The organism is Burkholderia lata (assembly GCF_902499335.1).
Taxonomy (GTDB): domain Bacteria; phylum Pseudomonadota; class Gammaproteobacteria; order Burkholderiales; family Burkholderiaceae; genus Burkholderia; species Burkholderia lata_B.
Map to the genome: position 1 here is coordinate 13,210 of NZ_CABVQK010000003.1, position 17,254 is coordinate 30,463.

Annotated in this window: 16 protein-coding genes and 1 pseudogene; 9 read left to right on the top strand and 8 right to left on the bottom strand. The window is 63.3% G+C overall.

Annotation, left to right across the window (positions count from 1 at the left end; all coding sequences use genetic code 11):
• Window positions 1–13 precede the first annotated feature (13 nt).
• The 3 genes from BCO18175_RS07875 to BCO18175_RS07885 all read left to right on the top strand — a co-directional run bounded on the left by BCO18175_RS07875 (window position 14) and on the right by BCO18175_RS07885 (window position 3,703).
• A complete protein-coding gene (locus tag BCO18175_RS07875) occupies window positions 14–1,555 on the top strand; it encodes a PTS transporter subunit EIIC (RefSeq protein WP_174980132.1) in 1,542 nt (513 codons plus the stop codon).
• Between the two features lie 70 nt (window positions 1,556–1,625).
• Window positions 1,626–2,744, top strand: coding sequence for a porin (locus BCO18175_RS07880; RefSeq protein ID WP_174980133.1), 1,119 nt, complete (start codon window positions 1,626–1,628; stop codon window positions 2,742–2,744).
• A 71-nt stretch (window positions 2,745–2,815) separates the two neighbouring features.
• Complete coding sequence (locus tag BCO18175_RS07885) at window positions 2,816–3,703, top strand: hypothetical protein (protein ID WP_174980134.1); 888 nt, start codon at window positions 2,816–2,818, stop codon at window positions 3,701–3,703.
• A gap of 158 nt (window positions 3,704–3,861) precedes the next feature.
• On the opposite strand, the gene BCO18175_RS07890 is transcribed toward BCO18175_RS07885, so the two are convergent.
• The gene (locus tag BCO18175_RS07890; protein ID WP_174980135.1) at window positions 3,862–4,698 is read right to left on the bottom strand and encodes an alpha/beta hydrolase; all 837 of its coding nucleotides are present in this window, start codon (window positions 4,696–4,698) and stop codon (window positions 3,862–3,864) included.
• A gap of 207 nt (window positions 4,699–4,905) precedes the next feature.
• On the opposite strand from BCO18175_RS07890, the gene BCO18175_RS07895 reads away from it, so the two are divergent.
• Window positions 4,906–5,889 (top strand): AraC family transcriptional regulator, encoded by a 984-nt coding sequence (locus BCO18175_RS07895; RefSeq protein ID WP_174980136.1) that lies wholly within the window; start codon window positions 4,906–4,908, stop codon window positions 5,887–5,889.
• Between the two features lie 164 nt (window positions 5,890–6,053).
• Window positions 6,054–7,001, top strand: a complete 948-nt coding sequence (locus BCO18175_RS07900) for a GlxA family transcriptional regulator (protein WP_174980137.1) — start codon at window positions 6,054–6,056, stop codon at window positions 6,999–7,001.
• A gap of 94 nt (window positions 7,002–7,095) precedes the next feature.
• On the opposite strand, the gene BCO18175_RS07905 is transcribed toward BCO18175_RS07900, so the two are convergent.
• The 4 genes and pseudogenes from BCO18175_RS07905 to BCO18175_RS40485 all read right to left on the bottom strand — a co-directional run.
• Entirely contained in the window at window positions 7,096–7,578 is a 483-nt protein-coding gene (locus BCO18175_RS07905) for a YybH family protein (RefSeq protein WP_174980138.1), read from the bottom strand.
• A 125-nt stretch (window positions 7,579–7,703) separates the two neighbouring features.
• Complete coding sequence (locus BCO18175_RS07910) at window positions 7,704–8,558, bottom strand: DJ-1/PfpI family protein (RefSeq protein WP_174980139.1); 855 nt, start codon at window positions 8,556–8,558, stop codon at window positions 7,704–7,706.
• Between the two features lie 153 nt (window positions 8,559–8,711).
• Entirely contained in the window at window positions 8,712–9,458 is a 747-nt protein-coding gene (locus BCO18175_RS07915) for an SDR family oxidoreductase (protein ID WP_174980140.1), read from the bottom strand.
• A gap of 218 nt (window positions 9,459–9,676) precedes the next feature.
• Window positions 9,677–9,879: pseudogene (locus BCO18175_RS40485) on the bottom strand (IS3 family transposase); the annotation flags it as partial.
• A 246-nt stretch (window positions 9,880–10,125) separates the two neighbouring features.
• Between BCO18175_RS40485 and BCO18175_RS07925 the strand changes: the two are divergent.
• The 3 genes from BCO18175_RS07925 to BCO18175_RS07935 are packed head-to-tail and all read left to right on the top strand — an operon-like array spanning window position 10,126 to window position 14,176.
• Window positions 10,126–10,926 carry an NAD(P)-binding protein gene (locus BCO18175_RS07925; RefSeq protein ID WP_174980142.1) on the top strand — a complete coding sequence of 267 codons (801 nt, stop codon included), beginning with the start codon at window positions 10,126–10,128 and terminating at the stop codon, window positions 10,924–10,926.
• 35 nt (window positions 10,927–10,961) lie between these two features.
• Window positions 10,962–12,656, top strand: coding sequence for a SulP family inorganic anion transporter (locus tag BCO18175_RS07930; protein ID WP_368040712.1), 1,695 nt, complete (start codon window positions 10,962–10,964; stop codon window positions 12,654–12,656).
• A 56-nt stretch (window positions 12,657–12,712) separates the two neighbouring features.
• Window positions 12,713–14,176, top strand: coding sequence for a DUF2252 domain-containing protein (locus tag BCO18175_RS07935; RefSeq protein ID WP_254607990.1), 1,464 nt, complete (start codon window positions 12,713–12,715; stop codon window positions 14,174–14,176).
• Window positions 14,177–14,417: 241 nt separating this feature from the next.
• Here the strand turns inward: BCO18175_RS07935 and BCO18175_RS07940 are convergent, their stop codons facing one another.
• The 3 genes from BCO18175_RS07940 to BCO18175_RS07950 are packed head-to-tail and all read right to left on the bottom strand — an operon-like array spanning window position 14,418 to window position 16,157.
• Window positions 14,418–15,263: an MBL fold metallo-hydrolase gene (locus BCO18175_RS07940; protein ID WP_174980144.1), complete on the bottom strand. Its 846-nt coding sequence runs from the start codon at window positions 15,261–15,263 to the stop codon at window positions 14,418–14,420.
• An 18-nt stretch (window positions 15,264–15,281) separates the two neighbouring features.
• On the bottom strand, window positions 15,282–15,608 hold the full coding sequence (locus tag BCO18175_RS07945) for a hypothetical protein (RefSeq protein ID WP_174980145.1): 327 nt from the start codon (window positions 15,606–15,608) through the stop codon (window positions 15,282–15,284).
• Window positions 15,609–15,614: 6 nt separating this feature from the next.
• Window positions 15,615–16,157 carry a sugar ABC transporter gene (locus BCO18175_RS07950; protein WP_174980146.1) on the bottom strand — a complete coding sequence of 181 codons (543 nt, stop codon included), beginning with the start codon at window positions 16,155–16,157 and terminating at the stop codon, window positions 15,615–15,617.
• Between the two features lie 166 nt (window positions 16,158–16,323).
• Between BCO18175_RS07950 and BCO18175_RS07955 the strand changes: the two genes are divergently transcribed.
• Window positions 16,324–17,229, top strand: a complete 906-nt coding sequence (locus tag BCO18175_RS07955; RefSeq protein ID WP_174980147.1) for a LysR substrate-binding domain-containing protein — start codon at window positions 16,324–16,326, stop codon at window positions 17,227–17,229.
• Window positions 17,230–17,254 lie beyond the last annotated feature (25 nt).

Sequence of the window (17,254 nt, forward strand, 5' to 3'; positions counted from 1 at the left end):
GTAGGAGCAAGGCATGACTTCGGATGAGAGCGCGCGATTCGACGCGCTGGCTCGCGCAATACTCGGGGCGATCGGCGGGGCGTCGAACGTCCGCCGTCATTTTCATTGCATGACGCGCCTGCGCCTGGTGCTCGTCGATCCCGACCGGGCCGACGTTGCGGCGCTGAAGGCACTGCCGGCGGTGCTGGGCGTCGTGCCCGGCGAGCCCCTGCAGATCGTGATCGGCCCGGGGGCGGTCGCGCAGGCGTCGGCCGCCTTTGCCGCCGCGCTGGCCGAGCAGCCGGCGCAAGGCGAGGCCGTACCCGCCGACGCCGGCCGTACGGCCGCTGTGACCGCTGCGGCCACACGGGCCACCGGCACACGCAAGCCGGCCGGTCGCCCCGCCCGCAGGAACACGGCCGCGCACCGGTTCCTGCGGCGCATTGCGAGCATCTTCACGCCGCTCATTCCGGCGCTGATCGGCGCGGGCCTGCTCAACGCGATCGCCGGGCTGTTGAAGGTCTGGGCTGCGCAGGCGCCTGCCGGAGGCGCCGGCACGCTGACGTTCGCCGCGACGGTCGCATCGATCGTCGGTACGGCATTTTTCGCGTTCCTCGTGATCCAGGTCGGCATGAACGCGGCCGCTGAATTTGGCGGCACGCCATGCCTCGGCGGGGCGACCGCGGGCATCCTGATCCTGCCCGCGATCGCGAAGCTGCCCGCGTTCGCGCTGCCGATCATCGGCGAGATCGCGCTGAAGCCCGGGCAGGGCGGATTGATGGGCGCACTGCTGGCCGGCGCGCTGACGGCCGGCATCGAGCGCAGCGTGCGCGCGCGCATCGCGTCGGCCGCCCAGACGCTGCTCGCGCCAACCGTCGCGCTGGGGCTCGCGGGTATCGCAACGCTGTTCGTCATCATGCCGGTCGCGGAGTTGCTGACGCAGGCGGTCGGCAGCCTGACCGCGACCCTGCTGCGCGCGGGAGGCATGCCGGCCGCGTTCGTGCTGGCCGCGTCGTTCGTGGGCCTGCTGATGTTCGGCCTGCATCAGGCGCTGATTCCGATCCACGCGCAACTGATCGCGCAGTACGGCTACACCGCGCTGTTCCCGATTCTCGCGATGTCCGGATGCGGACAGGCAGGCGCCGCGTTCGCGCTGTATTTCCGTACGCGGGACCCGCGCCTGAAGCAGACGATCCGGAATACGTTGCCGACCTGCATGCTCGGCGTGAGCGAGCCGCTGCTGTACGGCGTCACGCTGCCGCTCGGCCGCCCGCTGATCACGGCGTCGCTGGGCGGCGGGATGGGCGCGCTCGTGCTCGGTTATTGCGCCGCGCACGGGCACGACGTGGGGGCGACGACGATCGGCCCGGCCAACCTGATGCTGATCCCGCTCGTCACGGGGCCGATGGGGCTCGTGGCGAGCGTCGCGACCTACTGCGTGGCGGTGGCGGTCGCGTATGCGAGCGGCTTCGTGCTGACCTGGTTCTTCGGCCTGAGCGATGCGCAGCGGCGCGCCGACGGCGCGAGCGGCGTGGACGGCACGGAGCGCCAGCCCGCCGTCGCGGCCGCGCTGTAACGGGGTATCGCCCGGCGGGCGAAGGGGTGCGCCCGGGCGTGCCGTTCTTATAAATTCGGATAACTAAATCATGAAACGCGGGATTCTGTTGGGCGTGGCGCTGTCGTGGGCCGCGTTCGCGCATGCGCAGTCGAGCGTGCTCGTATGGGGCCGTCTGGGCGGGGACGTGCAGTACACGTCGAACGTGCAGACGGCGAACGGCGGCGCGGGCGCGAGATGGGCGGAGGGCAGCGACTGGGGCGTCAACATCCTGGGTTTCAAGGGGGCGGAGGATCTCGGGCACGGCAATCACGCGATGTTCCTGCTCGAATCGGCGTTCACGCCGACCGGCTCGCTCGTGGCCGGGCTGATATTCCAGCGCGCCGCGTGGGTGGCGCTGAAGAACGATCGGCTCGGCACGATCCGCTTCGGCCAGGGGCCGATGGTCAACAACTACGTCTGGGAATTCGACCCGCTGCTCGAAGAGAACTTCGGCGCGCAGTCGTTCGTCGCGTATCGCAACGGGTCGCGGCTGTCGAACGGGATCCGCTACCTGTCTCCCGAACTGCACGGATTTTCGTTCGAGGCGGAGCTGAACCTCGGCAACAGTTCGGTCAATTTCAATTCCGGCGACCCGAACAACGCCGGCAAGGCCGGGCGGGCGGACGGCTTCGCGGCCGCCTACACGAACGGCGATTTCCAGGTGCGCGTGCTGTGGGACGAGATCCGCAACGCGCAGGGCAAGGAAGACAACCTGTTCCGCTATTCGCGTGAAGCGTTCGTCGGCATCCGCAACCGCTACGGCCCGTTCCAGGTCCAGGCGGCCTACACGCATTATTCGGCGCCGGATACGCCGGCGGGCCTGTCGGACAGCGCCGACCTCTGGTGGGCAGGGCTTTCGTACGACGTCAATCCCGCGCTGCACGTGCATGGTGCCGTCTACACGATGCGCGTCGGGCCGGGGCGATGGACCGACGATCATGACGGCGCGGCGCGCACGACGATGCTCGGTGTTGGTTGCATGTACAACCTGTCGAAACGCACCTTCCTCTACAGCATGGCGGCCCACGTGTTCAACAGCGCGCAGGGGAATTTCGGCGTGAATCCGCAGAACCCGGGGCGCGGGCCGGGCGGCGCCGGCTGGGGCACCAATCCGCCGCCGGGGCAAGGCCAGAGCGGCCTGTATGCCGGCGTGGAGACGCTGTTCTGACGAGCGGCGGCGAGCGGCCCGGTACGTACGCCGGGCCGGATTTCCTGTATCCAACGATCGAGGTGATGACCATGAAGAAAAACGGATTCGTTCGCCGGGCCGCCGCGAGGATCGGCCTGCCCGTCGCGCTGCTGGCCCTGGGCGCGTGCATTGCCGCACCCGCGGCGCGGGCCGCCGGGCCGTTCTCCGTGCTGGACAACACGGCTTATACCAACGTGTCGATCGGTCACGGCGCCGTCAAAATCAATTTCATCCCGGCGCGGTACTGCAAGCCGATCACGGTCGACGCGAGCGGTCGCGCCGTGCTGCCGACCCGCAGCGCGTGGATCAACCTGATCAACACGTATGATCCGACGCCCGCCGACGCGCCGGGCTATCTCGTGCTCGATTGCGAGGAACTGTACCTGACCGGCAGCAGCGCGACGGTCGCGAATCACCTGGCCATACTCAAGCAGCTGCAGGCATGGGCGCGCGAAGTGCGGCCCAATCGCGTGCTCGGCTGGTACGGGCTCGTCAACACGGCCCACATCAGCAGCACCGATCCGAATGCCGCGTATCGGGGCGTGGCCGAACTGATGGATCTCGATGGCGGGCGTACCGCGCATTTCCCGAGCGCGTACATTCGCGCGAACGGCACGGACTCTTGGACGGGCGTGGATTGGGCGACGCAGCTCAATCGCAACATCGCATCGGCCGCACAGGCTGATGCGCTGAGCAGCACGGGAACGCATCCGGTGTTCCCGTATCTGTGGCCGCAGTACTACGACAGGAACACCGTGCTCGTGCCGGGCAGCCAGTGGCAATACCTGCTGAACGACATCAGGGGCACGACGGCGAGCGGGTTCGTGATCTGGGGCGGGCAGAACCCCGCGGTCGAATACAACGGCAGCAACGGCGGAGCCGGTGAATGGGTCGGCGTGACGCAGACGTTTCTGGACGGTCTCGGCACGAGCAACTGATTGAAGGAGGGGGCTGACCGGTTGTTGAAAACGCCTCGTTTCGACCACGATGCCGCCGTATCCAGGCTATGCAAACAGCAATGGCCGCCCAGTCGCGTGGTTGAACGCGAGTGGGCGGATTCATGGCCGTAGCCGGTGATGGGCAATTGGCGGGCACCTCAGCGCTTGCCGAGATCCCCCGCCGCAGGCGCCAGCGCCCAGTCGAGCGCGAAGTCGGCAACATCCTCCCAGCCTTTCTCGCCACAGGTGTAGTGGCTGCGGCCGTCGAACAGCTTGTATGCCGACATGGCCCGCGAGCCCTTCGCATTCCTTTCGAAATTCTCGCGCTGTACGGCCGGCGGCAGAATGTTGTCGTTGCCGCCGGCGATAAAGAGCAGCGGTGCGCGATCGTCGTTCGCGAAGTTGTAGCTTGTCGTGGCATTCGGGGTGACGTTCGCGAACCCGCCTTGGAACAGGATGCGCCCGGACACGGGAACCGCGTAGCGGTCGTAAACCCGCTTCGATTCCTCGAGGCTCAGGTTGTTCGTGAACGCGTAGTGAAACTCTTGCTCGGTGATGGGCACCGCGCGATGCAGGTTGGCCGGATTGCGCAGGACCGGGAAGGTCGCCTTGACCTCGCTGAACGGCAGCGCCCACACGCCCTTCACCGCGGCGCCGTCGATCGAGACACCGGCCGAGCCGTAACCCGCGTCGAGAAGAAGCTGGACGAATGCGCCGCCGAACGAATGCCCCATGATGATCGGCTTCGTGTCGAGCGCCGCGATGGTCCGGGCCAGGTGATCGAAGATCTCGCGCACGCCGAGATTCACCAGCGGCGAAGGATCGCGGCGGAGTGCCTCGACGCCGGCCGTGCCCGGCTGGACGCCCGGATACCCCGGCGTGATGACGCGCATGCCGCGCTGCTCGTAGCGAGTGACCCAATGTTCCCAGGACAACGGTGTCATCCACAGGCCGTGAACAAGTACAACCGTGTCGGTACGCGTTTCCGGATTCATATCCCTGCTCCTGTGATCGCTAGATGACGAAAATCACGCCCGTGAGACCTTGGTATTTCCGGTTGGGTCTGCCCCGTGCTTTGCCAGCATCGAAACAAGGGGTACTACGCGGTTGCCGTGCGCCACGTATCTTGAGAATAGTCTTTGACACCGGCGACGTTCAGCGTGAATGATGTGTCCATCATAAAGATCATCCGAGTACGCGACATGGCCAAAAAGCCGGAATTCTTTGCTCAAACGCCGACTGCGCTGGACGATGAGTCAGATCCGTTCGCCTTCAAGCGGGATGCCTTTTCCGACGTGCTGGAGCTGATCCGCATCCGCGGCAACACGGTCTTCACGTGCGCGGCATCGGCGCCTTTCGGCTTGCGCTTTCCTCCCGGCAAGTATCGTTTGCACATCATCCGCAGCGGCAGCGTGGCGATCGAAGTGGAGGGGCTCGACGAGCGGTATCACGCGTCGCAGGGAGACCTGGTCATGCTGATGCACGGTCACGGCCATGTCATCTCCGACCGGCCGGGCCGCTCCGCGAGGCTCGTCACGGATCTCGCGCCACAGTACTACGACCGCGAGCGCCTGACGATCGGGAGCGGAGACACCACCTGGCTGTGCGGCGACTTCGGATTCGACGGCGTGCTGTCGCAACGTTTGCTGTCCGTGCTGCCGTCGGTGCTGGTGCTGAAAGGGTTACGGGAGCGGCCGTTCGAGTGGCTGGAGCTGAGCTGTCATTTCATCCTCGACGAGGCACTGAGCCCGCGCGCGGGCGCCGCCGCGATGATCTCCCGGCTGCTGGATGTCATCTTCGTCCAGTTGCTGCGCACGTGGGCGACGGAGGGCTCGGCGGGGCACGGCTGGTTGTCCGGTGCGATCGATAGCCGGATCAACCCGGCGATGTCCGCGATTCACGCGGATCCCGGACGTGCGTGGAGCGTGAGTGATCTCGCCGAGTTGTCGAATCTGTCGCGGTCGGCTTTCGCGGACCGGTTCCAGCGCGTCGTGGGGCAGGCGCCGTTGAGCTATCTCACGACCTGGCGTCTGGATCGTGCGGCGGAGTTGTTGCGCTACAGCCGCGCGCCGATTTCGGATATTGCCGGTCGGGTTGGGTACACGTCGGAAGCGGCATTCAGTCGGGCGTTTCGCGGGCGGTACGAGATGTCGCCGATGCAGTGGCGGAAGGTGAATACGGAGTAGGGTGGGCCGGCTCCGATCCAGGCCTGACAGATGTCGTCGGCTAGGCATACGGACAATCAATCACGACGTAAACGACGTTTTTCCCTCATTTCACGCCGAATGGCGCTATCTGAGGGTTCCCCGTAAAATGCGACTTTCCGGGATTTTCAGTTGGCGACTTCGTCATGCATCGAATCGGATTCTTCGTTTGCCGTGGCTACGATGTGCTTGATCTGGGCGGGCCACTGTCGGCCTTCAATCAGGTGGCCACGGCGGCGGGCCATACGCCATACGATCTCCATGTCATCTCGCAGTCCGGCGGCCCGGTTCGCGGCAATACGGGCCTCTCGATCGAGACGAAGCCGAGCGGCAGGCGCACGTTCGACACCGTCGTTTTCGTGGGCGGTGATGTCGATCCGATGCAGACACCCGAGAATATCGCCGCCGCCAGGAAACTGGGCGCGAGGGCTGCGCGGGTGGCGAGCGTGTGCACGGGCGCATTCCTGCTGGCGGAAACCGGCTTGCTGGACGGCTTGAGAGCCACGACGCACTGGCGATACGCCGCTCAGTTGCAGTCGCGCTTTCCTCTCACCAGGGTCGAGGGCGACAGTATTTATATCGAGGAGGGCCGCATCTGGACGTCGGCGGGTATCGCCTCCGGAATCGACCTGGCGCTCGGCTTGATTGAACAGGACATGGGCGCGGAGGTTGCGCGTGCCGTCTCCAGGCTTCTGGTTGTTCCGTATCGTCGGCCAGGCGGTCAGTCGCAGTTCTCCGCGATGTCGCAGATGGAGCCGGAATCGGATCGTATCCGCATCGCGCTGAATTTTGCGAGGGAGCATCTGGCCGAACCGTTGCCTGTCGAGCGGCTCGCCGACGCCGCAAGATTGAGCCCGCGACAGTTCGGACGCGCATTTCGCCGGGAAACGGGAGAAACACCGGCCAAGGCGGTCGAACGCTTGCGAGTCGAAGCGGCGAGGCTGCGCCTGCAGGGCGGTAGCGAACCGATCGAACAGATTGCGCTGGCCGTAGGGTTCACCGATCCGGAGCGGATGCGGCGGGCCTTCATCAAACTCCATGGGCACCCGCCGCAAGCGATTCGACGCGAGAGTCGATCGAACGGCACGCGCTGATCGCGAGCGCCGTTCGATACGCGCGCTGTCTGGTCAACGTCCGTCTAGCAGCCTATTGACGCGTTCGGTACGTCATTTTCACTGCTCCAGACCATCAATGGTCATCCGCTTTCAGCGGACCGTAATCGTTCCACATGTCTCGGTGCAACTTCCAGGCGCCGCCCTCTTTCAGAAAGACGAGAATCTGCTTGCCGCGGTACTTGAGCTTTCCATCGTGGTCACGGATATCCGCATCCGAAACTTCAGTCACGACCCGGTCATTACCGTAGAACTCGTAGTTGCTGAACGATACGGTGGCCGGCTTTGATCCGGCATACCCTTTGGTGAAGTACTCGACGATCGCGCTGTTCCCCGTTACCTTCTTGCCTCCAGGCGGCAAGAGCGTGCCGTCGTTGGTGTAGAGGCGGCCGATCGCCTCATAGTCTCCGCGCGCAAAGGCATCCGCCCATCGTGCGTTTTCGGCCTCGATGGCCGCTTCGGGCGGACGTTGCAATCCACCGGCAGTCGCCGGCGCCGCAAGCGCGAAAAAGGTGGCATAGGCGGCAAGGGCGGCAGTACACATACGAATCTGTTGCATCGATTGATTTCCAGTCGTGGCTTGAATTGAGAGGACTGCGAAAATTTAGAAGTGGAGCAGGCAATGTCGGATGCGGTGATCATCGAGGCCCGAAGACGGCCTTGCTCACATTGCCTGCAAGCGCCTCAGCGAACGCCCGGTACGCGTGCGAGCCCCCTGGATGCGCCGGGCAGTTTCTTGTCGACCATCGCAACGACTTCCGGCCGCGCGTCTCGGGGATGACCGGAGTGGAACGGTGGCGCGGGATCGTATTCGATAGTGAGTTGCGTGAATTCGGCGGCCTGTCGACCGCGCAGTTTCGCTGCCACGCGAAGGGCGAAGTCGATGCCCGCCGTCACGCCGCCGCCGCTCATGAACCGGCCGTTGTCGTCTTCGACGAAGCGATCGGGCACGGGAATCGCGCCATATTCGGCCAGCTTGTTGACGAAGGCCCAATGGCAGGCGCTTCGCTTGCCATTGAGAATGCCCGTTGCAGCGAGCACGAGCGATCCGTTGCAAACCGACGTCACGTGTTTGGCGCTTTCCGCCAGACGCCGGATCTGCGCTTGATAGGCGGGTCGCATCGGCGCCGACAAATCTGACCCGCCGGGGACCAGGAGCACGTCGGTCTTCTCGATATCGGCCAGTCGTTCGGTCTTGCCGTACACGACGCCGAATTCGAGCGTCACGTTGCCGCCATCGAGGCTCGCGTAGCGAACGTTCGTATTCGGTAGCCGATGGAAAATCTCGCTGGGGCCGGCGAAGTCGAGAAGCGTCCCGCCGTCGTAATTGACGATCAGGATATTGAGCGGGTCATTCGGGGCAAGTGCTGCTTCGCTGCCTGCCTGCGCAAGAGCAGGGGTTGCGTGCTCAAGCAGGGCTCCGCCACCGAGGACGGCGCCGAGGGTCGCGACGCCGCCAAACTTGAGCACATCGCGGCGCGAGCGACCTGCTCTGGTGAGTGGCTGCCCGGAAGCATTGTTTTCGTTACTGTCGGTCAAGATCACTTCTCCTTGCATTGCGACCCCGTTGCGAGTGCAACCAGGCTGGGTCGGATGGAATAACCGCCGCGAAGAAAGGCGTGGCGGACGTGAGATCAGATGTGCGGATGAGCGGCGACGACGTGCAGGGCTAGGGAATCGGGCGCCGCAGGCTCAAAGCTGCGAGGCACCGCCATCGACGACCAGTTCGGTGCCGACGACATACGAGGATTCGTCGCTGGCGAGATAGAGCGCCGCGTTGGCGATGTCCTCGGCCTTGCCCAGGCGGCCCACCGGAATGGTTTCGGCGAACTCGGCCTTGCGGTCGCGCACCCATTCGTCGGGCATGCCCCATCTGGAGAGCAGAGGTGTGTCGATCGCGCCGGGCGCGATCGCGTTGAAGCGGATTTTCCGGTCGAGAAACTCGTAGGACCAACTGCGGGCAAGCGACCGCACGGCGGCCTTCGCGGCCGCCGTCAACGAGATGCCGTGCTTGCCGGTCTGCGCGACAAACGACGTATTGAGAATGACCGAGGCGCCCTCGCGCAGGTCCGGCAACACCGCCTGAAGCGTGAACACCACGCCCTTGACGTTGATGTCCATGATATCGCTGTAGAGTGCGTCGTCGATGTCGTCGACTGCGGACGGAAAGGCCCAGCCCGCGTTCGCGAACACGATGTCCAGGCCGCCGAATTTCTCCTTTACGTCAGCGGCAATCGCGCGCATGTCCTGGATCGAACGGACGTCGCCCTTGAGAACGAGCGCATGCTCGCCGAGTTCGGCCTTCACCCGCTCGAACACCGCATCGTCGCGGCCCGTAACCGCTACGCGGGCGCCTTCTGCAATGAACAGCTTCGCGGTTGCAAGGCCGATGCCACTGGTACCGCCCGTGATTAACGCCGACTTGTTCTTAAGTCTCATCTTCTGCTCCATTTTTGCGCGTGATTGATCGAGCCGAAGGCTCGAAACGCAATCACGTTTGAGCGCCTGTCCCAGCTCGATCTTCCACGCGAAGTATGGAACGCGAAGCGAATGGCTCAAAGGTCGTATAACCCTCAAAAAGCGTCACTCGGTTCGAACTTGTGACCAGCGCACCTCGCGCCTTTGGTGGTGCCATGGCACGTCCGTACAGTGAGGTGATCGTGATGCAGATCAATGAAGATCTTCGGGACTTGAAACGGCGATCGAGTTCAACCTGGGCGAACCATGCACTCGCCGGCTTGAGCGTCTCGCTGGTCTGGCGCAGTGCTTCGACTTTCCGCTCCGGCGCCTTGATACGTTCAGGCTCGGCCGTGCTTGCGCGATTACGTTCCCCACGGTCGACTTCGTCGCGCTTGACCCATAACGGCACCGGATGCGTCTTCCGTGTATTAAGCGGCTGGCTACTAGTCCGGTGCGTGGCGATCCCTGCAAGCAACACCCGACCGCATCCGATTCGTGTGACGTTCGGAGATACGCCTGAACACGTCTCCGTCACCGGTTATCAGTCGGGATCCTGACTATTGACTCGGGGCGATAAAAGGGGGAGCGTATCGAATTCGCACTGGGTTCGCTGTTGTCTCGATCAGATCAATTGTCCGAGGTAACCATGTGGATCTTCCGTGTCGATGAGCCTCGGCTTGGGGTCATCCGTATTCGAGAATGGCGCCGCCGCGCGCGCCACACGATCGGCCTTCTCGGCCTGCTGCTGGCCAGCGCGGCCGTCGGGTTGACCGTGCTCGATCAGTCGAAGGATGCGCTTCCGAAGAAAATGTTTACGGCCTTGTGGGACGGGGTCAATCTCGTCACCACAATCGGTTCCTTCAGCGAGTTCAATCAGCCTCAAAAGATCTTCATGCTGCTGGCCATGGTTGCCACGCTCGTGATCGGCGGATTCGCGGTTTCCAGGCTCACGGGCATGCTGTCGGGCGACGATGTGATGGTTTTTCGGGAGAACAGGCTCATGGAAGGCAAGCTCGAAAAACTCGCCAATCACGTCGTGGTAGTCGGATTCCATTCGCTCGGGGAATGGGTCGCGAATCGCCTGAGCGGCGCAGGAGAGACCGTGCTCGTCCTCGTGGGCGATCAGGATCAGGCCGACCGGGCGGCGGATTGCGGCCACATGGTCGTGCTCGGTTCGCCGGGTGCGTTCGACGACGTACTCAAGCATGCACGGCTGGACAGCGCCAAGGCAATGGTCGTGACGACGCCCGACAGCAACAACAATCTTGCGATCACCCTGCTGGCCCATACGCTGAACGATTCGCTCGCGATTGCAGTGCCCGGCGAAAACCCCTTGAGGAAAGAGCTGCTCAGGAGCGCTGGCGCATCCAACGTGGTGATAGCAGATGAGATCATTGCCAATGCACTGATCGGCACGATCTCGAAAGTAGTTGAGGCAGCGAAATGAAGCCCGCGGCCCCGACTCCCTCTCATCTACATCACTTGCCCTTCCTGCAGGGGCTGTTGCCCGTCAATCCCGCCCAGTTGCCGCATGACGTCATCGCCGGGATCACGCTGGCGGCACTCGGCATTCCCGAGGTGATGGGGTACACGAAGATTGCAGGCACGCCCACGGTCACGGGCCTTTATACGATACTGCTGCCGCTCGTGGCGTTCGCGTTTTTTGGTGCGTCGCGTCAACTGGTCGTCGCGGCGGACTCCGCGACAGCCGCTATTCTCGCGGGAACGCTAACCGCTGTCGCCGCATTGGGCAGCAGCGAATATATCGGCCTGACGAGCACCGTTGCCTTGACGGTTGCCGTGATGCTGGTGATTGCGCGCATCTTTCGTCTGGGTTTTCTGGCCGACTTTCTTTCCCGCAGCGCGTTGATCGGTTTCCTGACGGGCGTGGGCGTCCAGGTCGCGGCGGGCGAGCTTGCCGGGCTGATCGGGCTCGAGAAGCAGGGACACGGTCCGTTGATGCAGATCGCATCCGTGGCGCAACGTATCGGCGCGGCGAACCACCTGACCACCGCGCTTTCGATTGCCGTCCTCGTCGTGATCATCGGTTGCAAGCGTATCGCGCCGCGAGCGCCGGGCGCGCTCATCGCGGTAATCGGTTCCATCGTCGCAAGCGGCGTGTTCAATTTCGCCGGACATGGCATCGCGGTAACAGGTGAAGTGCCTGGCGGGCTCCCGTCGCTGTTTCTGCCGCTGTTGCATATGGGCGAGATCAACCAGGTGCTGGCGACGGCTGGCTCGTGCTTCATCGTCATCATCGCTCAGAGTGCTGCGACGGCGCGCGCTTACGCGAACCGATACAACGAGCAGGGCGATGACAATGCCGACATCATCGGGCTAGCTGCCGCGAATGCAGCGGCGGCTTTCACCGGCACCTTCGTCGTGAACGGCAGTCCGACCAAGACCGAGATGGTCGACGATGCGGGCGGGCGAACCCAGGTCGCCCATCTGACGACGTCCGTCATCGTACTGGTGGTGCTGCTGTTTCTCACGAAGCCGCTGAGTCTTCTGCCCGCAGCCGTATTGTCGGCGATCGTCTTCATGATCGGCGCGAAGCTGATCGACGTGAAGGGCATGATGGAACTGTTTCGCATGCAGCGGGACGAGTTCGTCGTCGCATTGCTGACGGCGTGCGTGGTCGTGTTCGTCGATGTGATGCACGGCATTCTCGCCGCTATCGTGTTGTCGCTGATCGCGCATGCGCGGCATAGCTACCGCCTTCGCACGCGCGTGTTGACGCGCAGCGCCACCGGCCACTGGTACCCGCATCGTGTCGAACCCAATCTGCTCGCGGCGCCCGGCATCGTTGTCTACAGGTTCGAGGCAGACCTGTTCTATGCGAACACGGGGCGCTTCACGGAGGATGTGCTGAAACTCGTCAACGAAGCTAGCGTACCGTTGCGCTGGGTGGTGATCGATGCCTCCGAGATCAACAACATCGACTACACGGCAGGCAAGAAACTGGTCGAGTTGGGTGCGGAGCTCGACAAGCGGGGCGTGGGTGTCGCCGCGGTTGCGCTTCCAACGGGCGTACGGCATGAAATCGAACGGTATAAGGTACTGCGTTCGGGCGGCGCGCATCGCGAGATCTTTGCGACAGTCGACGCCGCCATTGACGCACTGCGCGATAGTTCGCCATCTGCGTCCGTACCTTCGTCTGGCACCAGGCCGGAATGAAGCAAAGCTGAATGACGGCAATCCGGTTCGACCTTGTAGCGAAAAAGGAGTGATGCGTGCCTGATTCGACTGCTCCAAAGGCTCCAATGCGCGCCGAAACCGCCACGGATCGCGCGAATCCAACGATGCTGGCGGAACAAGAAGATCCGTCCACGCTATTTGCAGGGCGCGGCTCATTGGCTGCGCGCATCGAGCGGGGGAAGGTTGCGCGCAGACAAGTGCCGCGCAAGAAGCTGGCGGACTGCAAGATTGCAGATCGCGATCCCATCGGCTTGCTCGATGCTTCCAATGTGGGCCGGGTGGCGGAACTGATACCGATCCGCTATGGGCGGATGGTCGCGGGCCCGTTCGCGTTCTATCGCGGCGCCGCGCCGTTGATGGCGCACGATCTGTCGAAGCTGCCGCATTCGGACGTGATCGTGCAACTCGGGGGCGATGCGCATCTCGCCAATTTCGGACTCTTCGCAAGCCCGGAGCGTCGGATTCTCTTCGGCCCCAACGATTTCGACGAAACGCTGCCCGGGCCATTCGACTGGGATGTGCGCCGGCTTGCCACGTCATTTGTGATCGCTGCGCGTGAACGCGGATTCACCGTGCGGGACCAGCGCGGCGTGGTTCGTCGGCTATGCGAGACCTTCCGGCAACGGATCGCCGATTTCAGCAGCATGGACACGCTGGACGTCTGGTACTGCCAGTTCAAGGCGGCGAGCATGCTGGCCATTGCCGATTCGGTGGAGGAAAGGCGGAAAGAACGGGCCGTGATCGACAAGGCGAGGCAACAGTCGTCACGCTCCGTATTGACGCATGCAACTGAAATGGTCAACGGCAAGCTGCGCATCAAGGACGCGCCGCCGCTCGTGTACCACGTCCCGCTGGAGAGCCCGCACGATCGCAAACAGTACGACGCGCTGGTACGGCGCTTCTTCGCCGACTACCGGCTGACGCTTCCTGATGACAGGCGTGCACTGTTCGATCGCTATGAACTGGTGGACGTCGCCATTCGCGTCGTGGGCATCGGGTCGGTGGGGACGCGTTGTTACGAGGCGCTTTTCATGGCCGACGGAGCGTGCCCGCTGTTCCTGCAACTCAAGGAAGCGCGGGCTTCCGTGCTTGAAGGTTATCTGCCGCCGAGCCGCTATCCCAATCATGGCCAGCGTGTCGTGAACGGGCAGCGTCTGTTGCAGTCGGCCAGCCACATCTTTCTCGGGTGGTCGAAGATGTTCCACACCGGCAACAACTTTTATGTTCGACAGTTGCGTGACATGAAGGGCGCATTCGACTTCACCACCTTCGATGTTGAGGATCTCGGCGAATATGCGGTTTCTTGCGCGCATGCGCTGGCTCATTCGATGGCGAAAGCAAGCGATCCCGCATTGCTCAGCGGATATGTCGGCAGGTCGGACGCATTCGACGAAGCGATCGTGCAATTCGCGCTCGCTTACGCGGATCAGAATGAGGCGGACTGGGCGGTATTGAACGCCGCGGTCAAAGCCGGACGTATCCAGGTCATTCGTGAATGAGTCTCGAGCGCTGTTCACCGACCGGCATTGAAGCCGGTGATCGAGCACGCGTCTTCCTGCACATCCAGAGGTGCGGGTGGTATCTGCCGTGATCCTCCTGTCGCCGTCGGCCATCGCGCCAGTGCAGCGGGCGTGTCCGGTAAATCGCGAAGGGGCGAGGTCGGTCGTTGCCGCATCGCGGTGTTCATGGGCGTTCCCATGCAGCGTGCGGCAGCGATATGAGATATCGTCGGTTGCGGCTTCATCCTTCATTCTCGTAGAGCAACCCGTACCGCCCATCAGTCCGCTTGATCCGCGCGAACCCGAGTTCCCCCAGATGCATTCCAGCGATCAGTAATCCTTCCGAACTGACCTGATCGAGAAGCCGTGACCGAGTAGCAACGGCCAGCGACGCGTCATGATCGAACGCAATCGACACGTCCGGGCGCTGAATCTGGATATGCGGGAAATGAACCACGTCCCCCCACACAAGAAGGCCCTGGTCGCGAGATTCAAGAACATACCCGGTGTGCCCCTCGGTGTGTCCCGGCAAAGGTAGCGCACTGATACCGGGGAGCACCTGTCCGTCGTCGAACAGACGAAGCCTGTCGCCGTAGGCATCGAACACCTGACGCGCCTTCGCAAAGTTGCCACGTGCCCGCTCACTGGCGCGGCTCAGGTTGCCGTCGTCCTGCCAGAATTTAACCTCTCGTTGATGTACAACCAGTTCCGCATTCGGAAACGCGACCTGTCCTGCATCATTCACCAGCCCACCGACATGATCGGGATGCGCGTGGGTAAGCAGGATCGTGTCGACTGCAGCGGGTTCGATGCCGGCGAGCACCAGGTTCGTCTTGAGTTGGCCGCCCCATTGCTTGAACCCTCCCGCTCCACCATCAATGAGAACGGTGCGGCCTGCGCCGCGCACGACGTAGCAATTGATATGCACGGCGGCGGGCTCCGTCTGCCCGGCATCACGCTGCATTCTTGACGCGTCGGCCGAATCGATATTCGACAGAAAATCGAGGCTGGCGGTGAGGTAACCATCGCTGATGGCGGTAATCGTGAAATCCCCGACTTGCTGACCGGGAAAGGTAAGCGTGGACATCATGCTTCTCCGAATCGGCTAGTTGCGGGCGTGAATATTCGACTCGGTGTAGCCAAAACACCGAATGCGCGCGGTGAGACCGGTACGGCGAACGATCGCCTGATCCAGCGCTTCCATGAACCGGTTCATGACGGCCGGCGTGCGAGAGGTCCCGACGCGATAGCGGATGTCCGCGAAGACGGGATGTCCATGCCCATGCCGAACTTCCAGAAAAATGACGTGGACGTTCTTGAGCGCTGCTTCAAGCACATGCGTACAGAGCTCGACGCAGTCGCGCGACAGGTCGGCAAGAGCTTCATCAGCCGGCATCCGTTTCGCATCGATCGAGAAAGTGACGTTCGGCATCGCGGTCTACTCCTGCGCAGCCGAAAGCGAGCGTGCGCTTGTCAGTTGCTCCGTCATCGGCGCGTAAAGATGCATGCCTTCCGGGAGCGCCTCGACACGCAGCGCGCTATTGCGCGGCACGACGGCGAGCCAGCGTCGCTCCGGAAACTTCTCCAGCGCAACGGCCTGCATGGGCAGCGGTTCGAGGCCCAACCGGATCAGTGGATCAGGGCCGCCGGCACACAGCGCGAGGCGTTCACCGTCCTTCACCGCCGGGGCAAGACCGATATCGCTATAGAGATTGCGATGCCAGTCGGTGATGTGCGGCTTCCACTTCGCGAAATTGCCGCCGCCTTTCCGGCGATATTCGTCGCCGGTCAGCACGTCGAGCCCGTCGATCGTGTGGATCGCCAGATAGACAGGGCAACCGCCGCTGAGCGCCTTGAACCGCTGCGACGTGTGAAACCCCGTCACCGAGATCAGGGCGGGCAGTTTTTCAAGGCTGTAGAAGTCGTTCCATTCGGCTTCGCTGTCCAGGTCGGCGAAGCTGCATTCCACGGTGTAGATCATTGGATTGTCCTTTGAGCGGGGTGCACCTCCATCTGCGAACGTTTGATGATCAGTGCGGTAACGTAATGCTAAGCTCGCATTTCCTGCCCATAAAACGAAATAAAGTCAGCCTTCAGTGATATTTGATCAAGCTGACGGCAAGTACATCCTGACCGACAAGACGCCCATGTCCCGCAAGATCCCAAGCAATTCCGCGCTCCAGGCGTTCGAAGCCGCGGCCCGCCACGGCAGCTTTGCCCGCGCCGCCGAGGAACTCGCACGGACCGAGGGCGCCGTCAGCCGTCAGATCGGCCGGCTGGAGGCGTTCCTGGGCGTCGCCCTGTTCGAGCGGATCGGCAACCGGGTACGGCTGGCGCCGAACGGTGCGCGCTATGCGGTGCAGGTTCGCGAAATCCTGGATCGGCTGGAACGCGACAGCCTGTACCTGATGGGGCAGCCCATCGAAGGCGCGAGCATCGATATCGCCGCCATTCCAACCTTTGCCACTCGCTGGCTGATCCCGCGGCTGAAACACTTTCAAGACCGGCATCCGAACATCACGGTGCATATCGCCGAGCGGATGGAGCCGTTCCTGCTGGCCGGGAGCGGTTTCGACGCGGCCATACATTTCGCGCATCCGGCATGGGCGGGGATGCATCTGCATCCGCTGCTGGAGGAGGTGCTGGTGCCCGTCTGCAGTCCGGCGCTGCTCGCGGACGCCGGAGCGAACCCGTCGCTGGATGCGCTGCCACGTCTGCACCGGCGGCAAAACCCCGACGCGTGGCAGGCCTATGCGCAGGAGTCCGGCATCGTGCTGACCAATTCGGCGGTTGGCGCGCGTTACGACCTTCATTCGATGCTGATCGAAGCGGCGCTGGCGGGCCTGGGTGTCGCGCTGGTGCCGCGCCTTTACATCGACGCCGAGCTCGAGCAGGGCCGGCTGGTCGCACCGTGGCCGGCAGGCAAGGCGGTGACGAAAAACTTCTGTCTCGTCCTGCCCGAACCGATCGAACTGGCCGAGGGGCCGTTGCAGGCCTTCGCGACATGGATGCTGAATGAAGCGCGGGGATGCGCGCCGCACGGCAGCGCCTGACGCTCATCGCCAAGCTGCTGCCGCC

Coding starts and splice junctions, on each gene's coding strand:
- BCO18175_RS07875 (WP_174980132.1), top strand. CDS start 14: ATGACTTCGGATGAGAGCGCGCGATTCGACGCGCTGGCTCGCGCAATA.
- BCO18175_RS07880 (WP_174980133.1), top strand. CDS start 1,626: ATGAAACGCGGGATTCTGTTGGGCGTGGCGCTGTCGTGGGCCGCGTTC.
- BCO18175_RS07885 (WP_174980134.1), top strand. CDS start 2,816: ATGAAGAAAAACGGATTCGTTCGCCGGGCCGCCGCGAGGATCGGCCTG.
- BCO18175_RS07890 (WP_174980135.1), bottom strand. CDS start 4,698: ATGAATCCGGAAACGCGTACCGACACGGTTGTACTTGTTCACGGCCTG.
- BCO18175_RS07895 (WP_174980136.1), top strand. CDS start 4,906: ATGGCCAAAAAGCCGGAATTCTTTGCTCAAACGCCGACTGCGCTGGAC.
- BCO18175_RS07900 (WP_174980137.1), top strand. CDS start 6,054: ATGCATCGAATCGGATTCTTCGTTTGCCGTGGCTACGATGTGCTTGAT.
- BCO18175_RS07905 (WP_174980138.1), bottom strand. CDS start 7,578: ATGCAACAGATTCGTATGTGTACTGCCGCCCTTGCCGCCTATGCCACC.
- BCO18175_RS07915 (WP_174980140.1), bottom strand. CDS start 9,458: ATGAGACTTAAGAACAAGTCGGCGTTAATCACGGGCGGTACCAGTGGC.
- BCO18175_RS07925 (WP_174980142.1), top strand. CDS start 10,126: ATGTGGATCTTCCGTGTCGATGAGCCTCGGCTTGGGGTCATCCGTATT.
- BCO18175_RS07940 (WP_174980144.1), bottom strand. CDS start 15,263: ATGTCCACGCTTACCTTTCCCGGTCAGCAAGTCGGGGATTTCACGATT.
- BCO18175_RS07945 (WP_174980145.1), bottom strand. CDS start 15,608: ATGCCGAACGTCACTTTCTCGATCGATGCGAAACGGATGCCGGCTGAT.
- BCO18175_RS07950 (WP_174980146.1), bottom strand. CDS start 16,157: ATGATCTACACCGTGGAATGCAGCTTCGCCGACCTGGACAGCGAAGCC.
- BCO18175_RS07955 (WP_174980147.1), top strand. CDS start 16,324: ATGTCCCGCAAGATCCCAAGCAATTCCGCGCTCCAGGCGTTCGAAGCC.